The sequence below is a fragment of the Streptomyces sp. NPDC001663 genome (assembly GCF_042893105.1).
Lineage (GTDB): Bacteria > Actinomycetota > Actinomycetes > Streptomycetales > Streptomycetaceae > Streptomyces.
In genome coordinates, this window is sequence record NZ_JBIAUR010000010.1 from 187,730 (window position 1) to 202,145 (window position 14,416).

Below are 14,416 nucleotides of genomic sequence, written 5' to 3' on the forward strand. Positions count from 1 at the left end.
GGAGCCACCATGGGTATCGGCGACCGGGTCCGCGCCTGGCCCGTCTACCGCCAGCTCACCGGCACCGACCGCACAGGCCGCGGGAGTGCCGCGAAGTCCCCGTACACCGAGAGCCTGCGCCCGCGTACCGACAGTGCCCACCGCGTGGTGCAGTCCGTCTGTCCCTACTGTGCGGTCGGCTGCGGGCAGCAGGTCTATGTGGAGGGCGAGAAAGTCGTCCAGATCGAGGGTGACCCCGCCTCCCCGGTCAGCCGCGGGCGGCTGTGTCCCAAGGGCTCGGCCACGCTCCAACTGACCACCGGACCGGCCCGCGAACACCGGGTCCTCCACCGACGCCCGCACGGCACCGACTGGGAGCCCCTCGACCTCGACACGGCCATGGACATGGTCGCCGACCGGGTCATCCGCACCCGGCGCGAGACCTGGGAGTGGGAGCACGACGGGATGCGCACCGCCCGCACCATGGGCATCGCCAGTCTGGGCGGCGCCACCCTCGACAACGAGGAGAACTACCTCATCAAGAAACTGCTGACCGGCCTCGGCGTGGTGCAGGTGGAGAACCAGGCCCGGGTGTGTCACTCGTCCACCGTCGCCGGGCTCGGCACCTCCTTCGGCCGCGGCGGTGCCACCACGTTCATGCAGGACCTGCAGTACTCCGACTGCATCGTCATCGAGGGCTCCAACTTCGCCGAGTGCCACCCGGTCGGCTTCCAGTGGGTGATGGAGGCCAAGAAGCGCGGCGCCCGCATCATCCATGTCGACCCGCGCTTCAACCGCACCAGCGCCCTCGCCGACCTGTACGTGCCGATCCGCGCGGGCACCGACATCGCCTTCCTCGGCGGGATCATCAACCACGTCCTCACCGAGGAGAAGGACTTCCGTGAGTACGTCCTCAACTACACCAACGCCGCCACCCTGGTGAGCGAGGACTTCCGCGACACCGAGGACCTCGACGGTGTCTTCTCCGGTCTTGACGAGGAGAAGGCCCACTACGACCCGGCCAGTTGGCAGTACGAGGGCGTGAGCGTGCAGCAACCCGCCGGTGAGGCCGACGAGTTGTACGAGGAGCGCACCCGGAAGTCCGCCGGCGCCGAGGCCCACGGCTCGGGCGGCGCCCGCACCGGACACCGCGCGCCCACGGACGAGACCCTCCAACACCCGCGCTGCGTCTACCAGATCCTCAAACGGCACTACGCCCGCTACACCCCGGAGATGGTCGAGGACGTCTGCGGCATCCCGCGCGAGACCTTCCGGCAGGTCTGCGACGCCCTGACCACCAACTCCGGCCCCGACCGCACCAGCGCCTTCTGCTACGCCGTCGGCTGGACCCAGCACACCACCGGCGCCCAGTACATCCGCGCCGCGAGCATCCTCCAGCTCCTGCTCGGCAACATCGGCCGCACCGGCGGCGGCATCCAGGCCCTGCGCGGCCACGCCTCCATCCAGGGCTCCAGCGACATCCCCACGCTGTTCAATCTGCTGCCCGGCTACATCCCCATGCCGCACGCCCACGCCGAAATGAACCTCGACAACTTCGTCGAGACGACCCGCACGGTCAAGGGATTCTGGTCCGACATGCGGGCCTACGCCGTCAGCCTGCTCAAGGCCTACTACGGCGACGCCGCCACCGCCGACAACGACTTCTGCTTCGACCACATCCCACGCCTCACCGGCTCCCACTCCACCTACGACACGGTCATGGCGCAGCTCGACGGTGACTGCAAGGGCTACTTCCTGCTCGGCGAGAACCCGGCCGTCGGCTCCGCCAACACCCGTCTGCAGCGCCTCGGTATGGCCGAACTGGACTGGCTCGTCGTACGGGACTTCTCCCTCATCGAGTCGGCGACCTGGTGGAAGGACGGCCCCGAGATCGAGACCGGCGAGCTGCGCACCGAGGACATCGGCACCGAGGTGTTCTTCTTCCCGGCCGCCGCCCACACCGAGAAGTCCGGCTCCTTCACCAACACCAACCGCTGGGTGCAGTGGCACCACCAGGCCGTCGAACCCGAGGGCGACGCCCGCAGCGACCTGTGGTTCATGTACCACCTGGGCCGCCGCATCCGGGAGAAACTGGCCGGCTCGACCGACCCCATGGACCGGCCGGTCCTCGACCTGGCCTGGGACTACCCGGTGACCGGGGAGCTGGAGGAACCCGTCGCCGACGCCGTGCTCGCCGAGATCAGCGGCCACGGTCCCGACGGCGGCCCCCTGAGCGCGTACACCGAACTCAAGGACGACGGATCGACCCGCTGTGGCTGCTGGATCTACTGCGGCGTCTACGCGGACGGCGTCAACCAGTCGGCCCGCAAGAAGCCCGAGTGGGAGCAGGACTGGGTGGCCGCCGAGTGGGCCTGGGCCTGGCCCGCCAACCGCCGCATCCTCTACAACCGCGCCTCCGCAGCCCCCGACGGCACACCCTGGAGCGAACGCAAGAAGTACGTCTGGTGGGACGCGGAGGAGGGCAGGTGGACCGGCCGCGACGTCCCGGACTTCGTGCCCGACCGCGCCCCGGACTTCGAACCCGACGAGGACGCGACCGGCCCCGACGCGCTGCGCGGCGACGACCCGTTCATCATGCAGGCCGACGGCAAGGGCTGGCTCTACACCCCCGCAGGCCTCGAGGACGGCCCGCTGCCCACCCACTACGAGCCGCAGGACTCCCCGTTCCCCAACGCCCTCCACCCGTCCACCCCGCGCAACCCGGTGCGCCAGTTGCTGCCCCGCGAGGGCAACCGCTACCACCCCAGCGGCGACGACAAGGGCGCCGACGTCTTCCCGTACGTCGTCACCACACACCGCCTGACCGAGCACTTCACCGCGGGCGGCATGACCCGCTGGTCGACCCATCTCTCCGAACTGCAACCGGAGTTCTTCTGCGAGGTCTCGCCCGCGCTGGCCCGCGAACGCGGCCTGGCGAACGGCGGCTGGGCCACCATCGTCACCGCCCGCAACGCCGTCGAGGCGCGCGTGCTCGTGACCGACCGCATCCGCCCGCTGCGGGTGCAGGGCCGCATCGTCCACCAGATCGGCCTGCCCTTCCACTGGGGCCCCAACGGCGTCGCGAAGGGCGACGCGGCCAACGAGCTGATGGCCATCGCCCTCGACCCCAACGCCCACATCCAGGAGGACAAGGCCCTCACCGCCGACATCCGCCCGGGCCGCCGCCCCCGCGGACCGGACCTGCCGAGGCTGGTCGCCGAGTACCGCAGGCGGGCCGGCATCACCGCGGCCACCGGAACGGAGGCACGCAAGTGAGCGAAGAACGCGTCGGGTTCTTCACCGACACCTCCGTCTGCATCGGCTGCAAGGCCTGCGAGGTGGCCTGCAAGGAGTGGAACGCCATCCCCGAGGACGGCCTCTCCCTGACCGGCATGTCCTACGACAACACGCAGGCGCTCGGCGCCTCGACATGGCGGCACGTCGCCTTCATCGAGCAGCCGCGCCCCGAAGGCCGTACCCAACTCCCCCTGATCGAGGGCGAGTCGACCGCCCAGGACACGGCGGTCGACGGCGACGGCGAACTGCGCTGGCTGATGTCCTCCGACGTGTGCAAGCACTGCACCCACGCCGCCTGCCTCGACGTCTGCCCCACCGGCTCGCTGTTCCGCACCGAGTTCGGCACGGTCGTCGTCCAGGAAGACATCTGCAACGGCTGCGGCTACTGCGTACCCGCCTGCCCGTACGGCGTCATCGAGCAACGCCCGCACGACGGACGGGCGTTCAAGTGCACCCTGTGCTACGACCGCCTTGGCGCAGGACAGGAACCGGCCTGCGCCAAGGCCTGCCCGACCGAGTCCATCCAGTTCGGCCCGCTCGACGAACTCCGCGAACGCGCCGCCCTGCGCGTCGACCAACTGCACGAGGCCGGAGTCACCGACGCCCGGCTCTACGGCCACGACCCGGACGACGGAGTAGGCGGCGACGGCGCCTTCTTCCTGCTGCTGGACGAGCCCGAGGTGTACGGGCTGCCACCGGACCCGGTGGTCACCACCCGGGATCTGCCGACCATGTGGAAACACGCGGGCGCGGCGGCCCTGTCCCTGCTGGGCGGCCTCGCGGCCTGCTTCGCGGTCGCGGGAAAGGGCAAGCCGGGAGGAGGCCGGCGATGAGCCTGACCGAGCGCGCCGGCCGCAAGCGGCGCCGACGAGGAGAGCAACCCGTCGTTCCCCGGGCCGAGTTCGAGTCGTACTACGGCCGCCCGGTCATCAAGGCGCCGTCCTGGGCCGCCCCCGACATCGCCGGGTACTTCTTCCTCGGCGGGCTCGCGGGCGCGGGGTCGGTGCTCGCGGCGGGCGCGCACCTGACCGGCCGTACGACGACCGCGACGGCGCTGAAAGTGTCCTCGCTGGCCGCTGTTTCCCTGTCGGCCGCCGCCCTGATCCACGATCTCGGCAAACCCAGCCGGTTCGCGAACATGCTGCGGGTGTTCAAACCGACCTCGCCCATGAGCATGGGGTCGTGGCTGCTCGGCGCCTACGGCCCCGCAGCGGGTGCGGCCGCCGCGAGTGCCGTGACCGGCCGGCTGCCGCGACTCGGGGGAGCCGCGACCGGCGCCGCCGCGCTGCTGGGCCCGGCGGTCGCCACGTACACCGGCGTGCTGGCCGCCGACACCGCCGTACCGGCCTGGCACGGCGTACATCGAGAACTGCCGTACCTGTTCGCCGCGTCCGCGACGGCGGCGGCGTCCGGCATGGCCCTCGTCGTCGGGCCCACGGACGAGAACGCCCCGGCCCGCTGTGCAGCCGCAGCGGCGGCACTGGCCGACGCGGCGGTGACGAAGGCGGCGGAACGGCGTCTGGGCATGGTCGCCGAGACCTGGCAGGAAGGCCGGGCCGGCGCGCTGCTGCGGGCGGCCCGCGCACTCACCGTCGGCGGCGCGGTCACCGGCGCGCTCCTCGGCAACCGGCGCGGGGCCGCGGTCGCCTCCGGGCTCGCCCTGCTCGCGGGCTCGGCCTGCACCCGCTTCGGCGTGTTCGCGGCGGGCATCGCCTCGGCGGAGGATCCCAGGTACACGGTGGTGCCGCAGCGCGAACGGCTCGACCAGCCGGACGAGCCGCAATAGGTACCGTCAGCCCACCTTGCGCCCCCGCATCGGCTCGGTTCGCGCCCCCGCGCCGTGCTGCAGGCCCTGCAGGAACTCCTCCAACACCTCCGTCGACGTGTGCTCCGGGTGCCAGTCCAGTTCGGTACGCGCGCGCGTGCAGTCCATGAACGGCAGCCGCAGGACCGCGTCGAACAGATGCGGCGAGGCGGGCAGCAGATGCAGCCCCCACGCGGCGGCGATCGCCGAGCGCGCCGCGATCCGCGGGAGCCGGACCGGGCGGGTGCCGAGCATCTCGCCGAGCAGCTCCGCGTCGACCGGGGGGTCGGCCGCCAGGTTGAAGGCGCCGCGGACCTCGGGGCCGAGCGCGAGCACGTACGCCCTGGCCGCGTCGTCGGTGTGCAGCGCCTGTACCCGCAGACCGTGGACGTCGGGCAGGAAGGGCAGCAGCTCCGGACGGGCCAGCTGACCCGGCAGGAAGCGGCCGCCGAAGATCCGGCGCTGCTCGCTGGCCGACTCGCGCTTGAAGAGGAAGGCGGGCCGCATCCGGACCACCCGCACCTCGGGATGGTCGCGCTCGAAGGTGTCCAGGGCACGCTCCAGATACGCCTTCTCCCGGCAGTACGCGGCATCCGGCCAGCCGTGCGTCGGCCACGACTCGTCCACCGCGTAATCCTTCGGCCCCGGAGAGTAGGCACCCACCGACGACGCATGCACCAGCGTCGGCACACCGGCCGCCGCGACCGCCTCGAACACCCGGATGCCGCCGAGCACGTTCGTGCGCCAGGTCGCCGCCGGATCATGCGTCGGCTGGAACGCCCACGCCAGATGGACGACCGCATCGGCGTCCGCGAACTCCTTGGCCAGGTCCGCCTGTTGGGACGCCACATCGACGGCGGCCCACTCCGTCCGGGCCGGCGACCAGTCGGGAATCCGCCGGGCCAGACCCAGCACGGACCCGACCCGCGCATCCTCCGAGAGGAGGCGCACCACACTGGTGCCGACATTCCCGGTGGCCCCCGTGACCACGATTCTGCTGCCCATTGTGCTGCTCACCGTCGACTCCTTCCGGGAAGGGAGAGGAGTGACCGAGTACCCGGTCGACGCGCACACACGCGGCCGCCCTGCAATCCACCACCGCATGACCTCGGAGGTAATCGACGCCCGTATCGGTCCCCGGAACCATGAAGGGCACACCTACCCACCGGATCGCAGGAGGACGTCCCATGCCGTACTTCGCCAGCCCCGCCGACGGTGCACAGCTGCACTACGTCGACTACGGACCGGCCGACGGACCCGTGGCCGTCTTCGTCGACAGCGCCTACCTCGGCACCGAGATGTGGGAGTTCCAGATGCTGCCGCTGGCCGTTGCTCGTCCTGCACGGCACACACGACGTCTCGGCACCCCTGGAGACGACCGGCCGGCGCGCCTCCGCACTCGCACCCGACGCCACGCTCAAGGTCTACGAGAACGCCGGTCACGGTCTGTTCGTCACCCATGCCGAGCAACTCACCGCGGATCTGCGGGAGTTCGTGACTCGCTGAGCCCGGCTGACCCCCGGGGGCGGACGCCCGCGGGATGATCAAGGCATGAGCGAGCTCATCCTGATGTCCGACCCCCGGGTCGCCGCCGTACCCGTGGTGGAGAACGGCGAACCCCTCGTCGACGTACGAGAGTTGCTTCTGGTCGACGACCGCAAGCACAAGGACTCGCACGGTGCCGAGATCCACCTGCGCCGGGGCGTCCTCGACCGCCTTCTCGCCGCGCAGGCCCTGCTGCCCGACGGCCTGGGCCTGCTGTTCGTGGAGGGATACCGGCCGCCGGCCCTCCAGCGTCACTACTTCGAGCGGTACGCCGACGAACTGCGGTCCGCCCACCCCGACTGGTCGGCGGACCGCATCCGCACCGCCGCCAGCCGCTACGTCTCCCCGCCCGAGATCGCCCCGCACAGCGCGGGCGCGGCGGTCGACCTGACCCTCGTCGACGCCGACGGCCGCGAACTCGACCTGGGCACGGCCATGAACGCCAGCCCCGAGCGGAGCGACGGCGCCTGCTACACGGACGCCGCGAACATCACGGACGAGGCTCGCGCCAACCGTGCCCTGCTCGGCAGCGCACTGATGGCAGCCGGACTCGTCAACTACCCCACCGAGTGGTGGCATTGGTCGTACGGCGACCGCTACTGGGCCCTGGCGGTCGGCGCACCCGCCGCCCTGTACGGGCCCAGGGAGCTGGAGAGCTCCTGAGCGGTTATGCGGCGAAGGCGTTCACGCCCGTCAGTTCCGCCGACAACTCCCAGAGGCGCGCGGCCTGTTCGGGATCGATGGCCCAGTCCTTGACGCCGCTGATCTCGCCCTCCACGGCCTGCTCGGCGATGTCGCAGTCCTCCAGGTAGACACCGCCGAGGCCGTCCAGGTGCGGGGAGGTCGCCGCCCACACCTGGGTGGCCGCGCCCTGCGGCGGGGTCTTGAAGCCCTCGGGGTTGAGGATGTTGCCGTCCTCGTCGATCCAGCCGCGCTCGACCATCTCCTCCTTGGGGATGTGCCGTTGGAGCGGGGTGAGGATGCCGCCGGGGTGCAGCGAGAAGGCGCGGACGCCGGACTCGCGGCCGAGCCGGTCGAGGTGGACGGCGAACAGGACGTTCGCGGTCTTTGCCTGCCCGTAGGCCTGCCACTTGTCGTAGCCGTGCGTCCACTGGACGTCGTCCCAGCGCATGCCCGAGAAGTGGTGGGCGCGCGAGGAGACGGAGACGACGCGGGCGCCGCCGGGCGCGATCGCCGGCCACAGGCGGTTGACCAGGGCGAAGTGGCCCAGGTGGTTCGTGGCGAACTGGGCCTCCCAGCCGGGCCCGACCCGCGTCTCCGGGCACGCCATGATCCCGGCGTTGTCGATCATGAAGTCGATGGTCCGCCCGGAAGCGAGGAACCGCTCGGCGAAGCCGCGCACGCTCTCCAGGTCGCCGAGGTCCAGCTCGTCCACCTCGACGCCGCCGATCCCGGCCAGCGCCTCCTCGGCGGTGGCCCGGCGGCGGGCCGGGACGACGACCCGGGCGCCCGCCTTGGTCAGCGCGCGGGTGGTCTCGAGGCCGAGCCCCGAGTAGCCGCCGGTGACAACGGCGAGCCTGCCGGTCAGGTCGATGCCCTGCAGGACGTCGTCGGCGGTGCTCGTGGCGCCGTAACCGGATCCGATCTTGTGCTGTGCAGTGCCAGTGCTCATACCGGAACGCTACGAATTGGAGTGCTCTCGAAGTCAAGCGCAGACATGTGCAGGCAGGTGCGGGCAGTAAAGAGCCCCGACCGGACGGGGGATCACGGTCGGGGCTCGTCAAGCGGTGGGCACGGATGGCGGTCGCCTCTCGGCGAAAGGCTCCACAGGGCTTCAGCCGAACGATCTTCCCTGTGGGCGAATGGTGAGGCCCGGGGACACTGTCCCATCCGCACCCACGTGTTGTTCAACGGGCAACCTCTTGCCGGTGTTCCTTTTCCCGCTCCGTTTCCAGGTGATGTGCATCACCCTGCGTCACCGGTGCCCGAGGGGCTCTGCGCCGCCGGCGTCCGCCGGTCCTGCGCCCAGGCCAGCAGGTCGTCCAGGGACCAGGTGGTCACCACGCGCTCTGCGGGCACCCCGCACTCCTCGGCCCGGGCGCAGCCGTGGATCTGCCAGTCCAGCTGGCCCGGCGCGTGTGCGTCCGTGTCGATCGAGAACAGGACGCCCGCGTCCACCGCCTCGCGCAGCAGCCGCCGTGGTGGGTCCAGCCGCTCCGGTCGGCTGTTGATCTCCAGTGCCGTGCCCGTCTCGGCACACGCGGCGAACACCTCGTCGGCGTCGAACTCCGACTCGGGCCGCCCCCGCCCGGTCACCAGCCGCCCGGTGCAGTGCCCGAGCACATCGGAATGCGGATCGCGTACGGCGGCCACCATCCGGCGGGTCATCGAGCGGGCGTCCATGCGCAGCTTGGAGTGCACGGACACCACCACGACATCGAGCCGCTCGAGCAACTCGGGCTCCTGGTCGAGCGAGCCGTCGTCGAGGATGTCGCACTCGATGCCGGTGAGCAGCCGGAACGGCGCCCATGTCGCGTTGAGCTCCGCCACCACCTCCAGCTGTTCCCGCAGCCGCTCGGGTGACAGTCCGCGCGCGACGGTCAGTCGCGGCGAGTGGTCGGTCAGCACCGCCCACTCGTGCCCGAGCGCGGCCGCGGCCCGGCCCATTTCGTCGATCGGGCTGCCGCCGTCGGACCAGTCGGAGTGCAGATGACAGTCCCCGCGCAGCAGCGACCGCAGCTCCTCGCCGCCCCGGACCTGCGGCGCCTGGGCCGCCTCGCCCTCCAGCGTCTCCAGATACCCGGGCACCCGCCCCGCGAGTGCCTCCCGCACCACCTGCGCCGTCTTCGGCCCGACGCCCTTGAGCGCCTCCAGCGACCCGTCGGCCGCCCGCTCGCGCACCTCCTGCTCGGGCAGCGCCGCCAGGACGCGGGAGGCCGTACGGAAGGCGCGGACGCGGTACGTCGGCGCCAGCGACCGCTCCAGCAGGAAGGCGATCCGGTCCAGAGCCTCGAGGGGATCCATGGCGACCTCCTCCACATCACCGGGTGACCGGGACCAACGGGGCGAATGCGTCCTACGCTCTATTGCATGACCGAAATCGCGAGCCCGCACATCTCCAATCCGCGGATCATGGTGCTCGGCGTCCAGCCCTGCATCCCGCCCTTCCGGATCGTGGAGATCGACGGAGAAATGGTCGGTGAGGCGAAGTCCGTCACCGACGTCCTCGAGGCCGCCGCCGCGTTCGGCATCACGGTCCACGACCTGGACGATCCCGACGTGGTGCGCTGGGTGGGCGGGGACAAGTTCACCTGGACGCGGCACTGAGGCCGACCCGGCTCAGCCGACCGTCCACTTCTGGTTGGCGCCGCCCGTGCAGGTCCAGATCTGCAGCCGCGTGCCGTTGGCCGAGCTGTTTCCGGTCACATCGAGGCACTTGTCGGCCTGCGGGTTGACGATGTCGTGCGCCGCGGTGACCGTCCACTTCTGGTTCGGGCCGCCGGTGCAGTCCCAGAGCTGGGCGGTCGAACCGTCCGCGGTGCCGTTGCCGGTCACGTCCAGGCACTTGCCGAGCGCGCGCAGTGAGCCGTCGGAGCCGACGGTCCACTGCTGGGCGGCGGTGCCGTTGCAGTCGTAGAGCTGTACGGGTGTGCCGTTGGCGGGGTTCGCCCCCGCCACGTCGACGCACTTGCCGGCCAGGCCCCTGATCGCCGCTCCGGTCGCCGTGTCACCGGTCGTGACCGACACCGAGTCCACCACCAGTTGCTGCGGGAAGACCGTGGAGCCGTCCGGGTCGCCGGGCCAGTAGCCGCCCACCGCCAGGTTGAGGATCAGGAAGAACGGCTTGTTGAACACCCAGGTCTTCCCGCCCAGGTCGGCGGGCGTGCGCCGCTGGTAGACGTTGCCGTCCACGGACCAGGTGATCGAGTCGGGCGCCCAGTCGACGGCGAAGGTGTGGAAGGCGTCCGCGAAGGCCTGGCCATTCGGGAGGGAGTAGGCCGCGCCGATTCCGCCCGAACCCGAATAACCCGGCCCGTGGATGGTGCCGTGCACGGTCGACGGCTCGAAACCGACGTTCTCCATGACGTCGATCTCGCCCGAGTCCGGCCAGTTGACCGGCGTGCCGAGCATCCAGAACGCGGGCCACATGCCCTGCCCGCGCGGGATCTTCATCCGCGCCTCGATGTGTCCGTACTGGGCGTTGAACTTCCCCGAGGTGTTCAGCCGCGCCGAGGTGTACTGGCAAGTGCCGTACCAGCACTGGTAGTTGGCCGGATTCTCTCGCCGGGCGGTGATCACCAGATGGCCCTGGCCGTCCAGCGCCGCGTTCTTGTTTCCCGAGGTGTAGTACTGCCGCTCGTGGTTGTTGACGTTGTCGCCGGTCTCGACCTGCCACTTGGAGGAGTCGACCGCGGCCCCGGCGGGCCCGTCGAAGTTGTCGGAGAACGCCACCGCGGCGGCGCTCGCCCGGGGCGGATCCGCCTGCGCCGCACCGGTCGCGGCGGACGCGACCAGCACGGCGGACAGGGCGGCGAACAGACATCTGCGCAGCAGTCGTGGGGAGGCCACGGCACTTCCTTCCGTACGGCGGCCGGGCGCACGGGCGCGTCGGCCGGGGTGGGGGGTGAAGGCGTCGCCTCTTGATTTAAGAAGTGAGATAAGGGTCCGTCAATACTTTGGTACGGACCAGTAGTTGAAGGCGCCGGTTCGGACCGCCGGCCCGGCTACGCGTCCCTCGCCTTCTTCGCCGCCCGCCGCGGGAGCCGCTCCCGCGCGTGCACCGCCCGGCCCAGTCGCCGCCCCAGCAGGACGTAACCGACCAGCGCGCCGCTCGTGTTGAGGATGACGTCGTCGATGTCGAAGGCGCGCCCCTCCACCAGCGCACCCTGCGCGAACTCCACCAGCAGCATCACCACGGCGGTCAGCAGCAGCACCCGCAGCAGCCCGCGGGCCCGCGGCGCGACCACCGGTACGAGGATGCCGAACGGGACGCCCAGCAGCACATTGCCGCCGATCTGCTTCACGGCGTCCCGCAGTGCCGGCTGATCCAGATAGGCCCTTAGCGTGCTGCCCGGATGCAGATTCGTGTGTGCCATCGCGACCGACGCGGGGGAGGGCTCCAGCGTCAGCCGGGCCAGCACCACGGCGAACGCCACCATGAACCCGAAGGCGCACAGCATCGCCAGCAGTCGGATCGGGAAAGGCAGGACATGCCGCTCACGAGGGGCCGGCCGCGACTTGCCCTCGGGCTTCTTCGGCTGCCTGGCCTTCTTCGGCTTCTTCTCGGACGTGCCGGACTTGTTCTTCTCGGACGTGCCGGACTTGGTGGTACGCAGGCGCAACGCTGAACGTGGTCGTAAGGCTGCACGGGCCATTCGGTCCTCCAGTCTTCAACTTCCCTGCGTTGCAGGGCGGTTACCCGCTGTCCGGCCGACCATGCTGCCTCGCTCCCGCCATGCTGTGGCTCGTCCTCATCGGCATCGGCGTCCTCAAGCCCGAGTCCGACGACGGGGTCGCGCTGTACGTCCTGGGCCACGCCGGCGTGAAGGCCGTCCCGCCCTTCGCTACCTCGCTCGGCAAGTCCGTCACCGAGGAGGCCGTGGGCGGCCCGCTCACCGTGCTGTACGTCGCCGCGAGCGCGGTGACCGCGGCGACAGTGCTGCCGCTCGCCGCCCCGGACTGGGCGCTGCCGCTGCGGCGCCTGCAGTCCGGGCACGTCGGGGACTACGTGGCCTGGGTGCTGGTCGGCGCCGCAGTGCTCGGCGCGCTGGCCCTCCCTGGAGTGCTCGGTGCCTGATCAGCTGCCGTAGCTGACATGTACCTCCTTGAAGCCGAGGGACCGCAGCAGGCCGTCGAGCATGTCGGTGGTGTTGGTCTCCGCGCGCTTGGTCAGCCCGCTGTCCTTGGCGGCCTCGCCGATGTGCCTGACCGCGAGCTTCTGCACGGCCTGCTCGCTGTTGGGGTTGTCCGAGAAGAGGTCGCCGAGGCGGTCCAGGAGACCGCGCTGCTTGGAGACGGCGTAGGAGCGGTCGGGGTCGAGCGCCGGCTTGCCGAGTGCCGCATGCGGCAGCCGGAGCGTCGCGGACGTGCGGTCGTCGTTGACCGTCACGTCGTCCTTGCCGACCTTGCCGAGGTCGACATACGCGTCGACGGTGCCCGCACCGATGTACAGCGTGCGGGAGCCGCGGATCGCGTCGGGCAGGTACTTGGTGTCCTTTTCCAGGTCGACGACGACCTGGAAGTTGCCGGAGGCGGCGTCGTAACGGCTCATGTCCTGGATGGACTGGAGCAGTGCGGGTCCCGAGCGGTCGTGCGTTTCGGTGCCGAACAGGTCCTTGAGGCCAGGGAGCACACTCAGCCGGATCCCGGCGAAGAACACCACGAGCACCAGCACGACGGCGCTCACCGCCTTCGCCCAGCCGGGCATGCGCCTGGACATGCGCCTGATGGGAGTCGTCATGGCGACGGCCCTCCTTCCTACTGTTCCGAATGCCCCCCAAACCCCTTGGCAGACCGCCGCGTTGGCCGATTGGCGCCCCTGACGGAAGCAGGGAGGGCGCACTAGCGTGGAGAACCGTCCGTACCGGCGCGCCTGGAGTCCCGGATGAGTACAGACAGCACGCCCCGGCCCCTCTGCCCCATGCACCGCATCGACGTCCCCGAGTCCGGGCCGCCCCGCCCGGGCACCCTCGCCACGGGCACCCCGGTGTGGCTCGTGACGCGGTACGCCGACGTACGTCAGGTGCTCATGGACCCCCGCTTCAACAGGAGTTCCCTGCACACCCCCGGCGCCCCGCCGCTGCTCGTCGTACCGAACCTGCTCGACGATCCGAACGGGCTCCTCAACCAGGACGGCGAGGCCCACCAGCGGCTGCGCGGCACCGTGCAGCGGGCGTTCACGCCCCGCGCGATCGCCCGCTGGCGCCCCTGGGTGGCCTCGGTCGTCGAGACACTCCTCGACGACTTCGCGGCGCGGGAGCAACCCGCGGACATCATCGAGGGATTCACCCGCCCCCTGCCCGTCTCCGTCATCTCCCGGCTCATGGGACTCGACCACGTGGACCGCGAACGCATCCGCCACTGGGCCGACCACGCCCTCTCGGGCGGCGCGCACACCCGGGAACAAGTCGTCGCGGCCATGCTCGAGTTCGGCGCCTTCGCCGCCGACCTGATCGCCCAGCGGCGCAAGTCGCCCGGCGACGACCTGGTCAGCGGCCTGGTGGCGGCGGGCGACAACCTGGGCATCGAGGAACGGCAGCTGGTGACCCTGGTGTGCGGGCTGGTGGTCGCCGGGCACGAGACCACCATGACGGCGCTCGGCAACATCGTCGTCTACCTCCTCACCGACCGGCAGGACGCCTGGCCGGACCTCGCCGAGGACGAGGAGGCGGCGGCCGTCGCGGCCGAACAGCTGCTGCGCGCCGTCCCGCTCAGCGAGGGGCGCGTGCTGCCCGGCCTGATCCGCCGCGCCGTCGAGGACACCGAGGTCGGCGGCGTGACCATCCCGGCGGGCGGCGTGGTAGCCGTCCAGACCAACTCCGCGAGCCGCGACCCCGACGTGTTCCCGCCCGGCCCACCCGAGCTCTTCACCCCGCTCACCTCACCCAGCGTGATCTTCGGCGCCGGCCCCCACCACTGCCTCGGCGCCTGGCTCGCCCGCCTGGAACTCGCCCTCGCCCTTAACCGCCTCACCGCCCGCTTCCCGGACCTGCGCGCCGAGTTCACACCCGAGACGATCGAGTGGCGGGAGGGCCAGATGACGCGGAGTCCACGGTGGCTGCCGGTGTCCTGGTGAGCGAAGGGTCCTGTGATCCGCCCGTAGTGCAGGCA

General features: G+C 71.0%; 13 protein-coding genes and 1 pseudogene. 8 read left to right on the forward strand and 6 right to left on the reverse strand.

Annotated features, from left to right (window positions below; all coding sequences use genetic code 11):
• Window positions 1-9: 9 nt before the first annotated feature.
• From fdh to nrfD, 3 genes are read left to right on the forward strand one after another with little or no spacing between them, the layout of a single operon-like run.
• Window positions 10-3,255: a formate dehydrogenase gene (gene fdh / locus ACFY1L_RS31015; protein ID WP_388831417.1), complete on the forward strand. Its 3,246-nt coding sequence runs from the start codon at window positions 10-12 to the stop codon at window positions 3,253-3,255.
• The gene (locus ACFY1L_RS31020; protein WP_388831419.1) at window positions 3,252-4,109 is read left to right on the forward strand and encodes a 4Fe-4S dicluster domain-containing protein; all 858 of its coding nucleotides are present in this window, start codon (window positions 3,252-3,254) and stop codon (window positions 4,107-4,109) included. Before fdh ends, ACFY1L_RS31020 begins: the two co-directional genes overlap by 4 nt.
• Complete coding sequence (gene nrfD / locus ACFY1L_RS31025) at window positions 4,106-5,062, forward strand: NrfD/PsrC family molybdoenzyme membrane anchor subunit (protein WP_388831420.1); 957 nt, start codon at window positions 4,106-4,108, stop codon at window positions 5,060-5,062. The genes ACFY1L_RS31020 and nrfD overlap by 4 nt, the downstream gene beginning before the upstream one ends.
• A gap of 6 nt (window positions 5,063-5,068) precedes the next feature.
• Here the strand turns inward: nrfD and ACFY1L_RS31030 are convergent, their stop codons facing one another.
• Window positions 5,069-6,097, reverse strand: a complete 1,029-nt coding sequence (locus ACFY1L_RS31030) for an SDR family oxidoreductase (RefSeq protein WP_388831422.1) — start codon at window positions 6,095-6,097, stop codon at window positions 5,069-5,071.
• 198 nt (window positions 6,098-6,295) lie between these two features.
• Between ACFY1L_RS31030 and ACFY1L_RS31035 the strand changes: the two genes are divergently transcribed.
• Both ACFY1L_RS31035 and ACFY1L_RS31040 read left to right on the forward strand, forming a co-directional pair.
• Window positions 6,296-6,586, forward strand: coding sequence for an alpha/beta fold hydrolase (locus tag ACFY1L_RS31035; protein WP_388831423.1), 291 nt, complete (start codon window positions 6,296-6,298; stop codon window positions 6,584-6,586).
• A gap of 45 nt (window positions 6,587-6,631) precedes the next feature.
• Window positions 6,632-7,288, forward strand: coding sequence for a M15 family metallopeptidase (locus ACFY1L_RS31040; RefSeq protein WP_388831425.1), 657 nt, complete (start codon window positions 6,632-6,634; stop codon window positions 7,286-7,288).
• A gap of 4 nt (window positions 7,289-7,292) precedes the next feature.
• Here the strand turns inward: ACFY1L_RS31040 and ACFY1L_RS31045 are convergent, their stop codons facing one another.
• The gene (locus ACFY1L_RS31045; RefSeq protein ID WP_388831427.1) at window positions 7,293-8,258 is read right to left on the reverse strand and encodes an SDR family NAD(P)-dependent oxidoreductase; all 966 of its coding nucleotides are present in this window, start codon (window positions 8,256-8,258) and stop codon (window positions 7,293-7,295) included.
• A 293-nt stretch (window positions 8,259-8,551) separates the two neighbouring features.
• Window positions 8,552-9,610, reverse strand: a complete 1,059-nt coding sequence (locus ACFY1L_RS31050) for a PHP domain-containing protein (protein ID WP_388831429.1) — start codon at window positions 9,608-9,610, stop codon at window positions 8,552-8,554.
• A 66-nt stretch (window positions 9,611-9,676) separates the two neighbouring features.
• Between ACFY1L_RS31050 and ACFY1L_RS31055 the strand changes: the two genes are divergently transcribed.
• Complete coding sequence (locus ACFY1L_RS31055; RefSeq protein WP_388831431.1) at window positions 9,677-9,913, forward strand: hypothetical protein; 237 nt, start codon at window positions 9,677-9,679, stop codon at window positions 9,911-9,913.
• Window positions 9,914-9,925: 12 nt separating this feature from the next.
• Here ACFY1L_RS31055 and ACFY1L_RS31060 read toward each other — a convergent pair whose 3' ends face one another.
• Together ACFY1L_RS31060 and ACFY1L_RS31065 are read right to left on the reverse strand one after the other, a co-directional pair.
• A complete protein-coding gene (locus ACFY1L_RS31060) occupies window positions 9,926-11,155 on the reverse strand; it encodes a ricin-type beta-trefoil lectin domain protein (RefSeq protein WP_388831433.1) in 1,230 nt (409 codons plus the stop codon).
• A 155-nt stretch (window positions 11,156-11,310) separates the two neighbouring features.
• A complete protein-coding gene (locus tag ACFY1L_RS31065; RefSeq protein WP_388831435.1) occupies window positions 11,311-11,961 on the reverse strand; it encodes a VanZ family protein in 651 nt (216 codons plus the stop codon).
• A gap of 89 nt (window positions 11,962-12,050) precedes the next feature.
• Between ACFY1L_RS31065 and ACFY1L_RS31070 the strand changes: the two are divergent.
• Window positions 12,051-12,383, forward strand: a pseudogene (locus ACFY1L_RS31070) (hypothetical protein); the annotation flags it as partial.
• Here the strand turns inward: ACFY1L_RS31070 and ACFY1L_RS31075 are convergent.
• The gene (locus tag ACFY1L_RS31075) at window positions 12,384-13,046 is read right to left on the reverse strand and encodes a DUF4230 domain-containing protein (protein ID WP_388831437.1); all 663 of its coding nucleotides are present in this window, start codon (window positions 13,044-13,046) and stop codon (window positions 12,384-12,386) included.
• A 144-nt stretch (window positions 13,047-13,190) separates the two neighbouring features.
• Between ACFY1L_RS31075 and ACFY1L_RS31080 the strand changes: the two genes are divergently transcribed.
• Window positions 13,191-14,381: a cytochrome P450 gene (locus ACFY1L_RS31080; protein WP_388831439.1), complete on the forward strand. Its 1,191-nt coding sequence runs from the start codon at window positions 13,191-13,193 to the stop codon at window positions 14,379-14,381.
• Window positions 14,382-14,416 lie beyond the last annotated feature (35 nt).

Coding starts and splice junctions, on each gene's coding strand:
- ACFY1L_RS31045 (WP_388831427.1), bottom strand. CDS start 8,258: ATGAGCACTGGCACTGCACAGCACAAGATCGGATCCGGTTACGGCGCC.
- nrfD (WP_388831420.1), top strand. CDS start 4,106: ATGAGCCTGACCGAGCGCGCCGGCCGCAAGCGGCGCCGACGAGGAGAG.
- ACFY1L_RS31080 (WP_388831439.1), top strand. CDS start 13,191: ATGAGTACAGACAGCACGCCCCGGCCCCTCTGCCCCATGCACCGCATC.
- ACFY1L_RS31065 (WP_388831435.1), bottom strand. CDS start 11,961: ATGGCCCGTGCAGCCTTACGACCACGTTCAGCGTTGCGCCTGCGTACC.
- ACFY1L_RS31050 (WP_388831429.1), bottom strand. CDS start 9,610: ATGGATCCCCTCGAGGCTCTGGACCGGATCGCCTTCCTGCTGGAGCGG.
- ACFY1L_RS31075 (WP_388831437.1), bottom strand. CDS start 13,046: ATGACGACTCCCATCAGGCGCATGTCCAGGCGCATGCCCGGCTGGGCG.
- ACFY1L_RS31055 (WP_388831431.1), top strand. CDS start 9,677: ATGACCGAAATCGCGAGCCCGCACATCTCCAATCCGCGGATCATGGTG.
- ACFY1L_RS31040 (WP_388831425.1), top strand. CDS start 6,632: ATGAGCGAGCTCATCCTGATGTCCGACCCCCGGGTCGCCGCCGTACCC.
- fdh (WP_388831417.1), top strand. CDS start 10: ATGGGTATCGGCGACCGGGTCCGCGCCTGGCCCGTCTACCGCCAGCTC.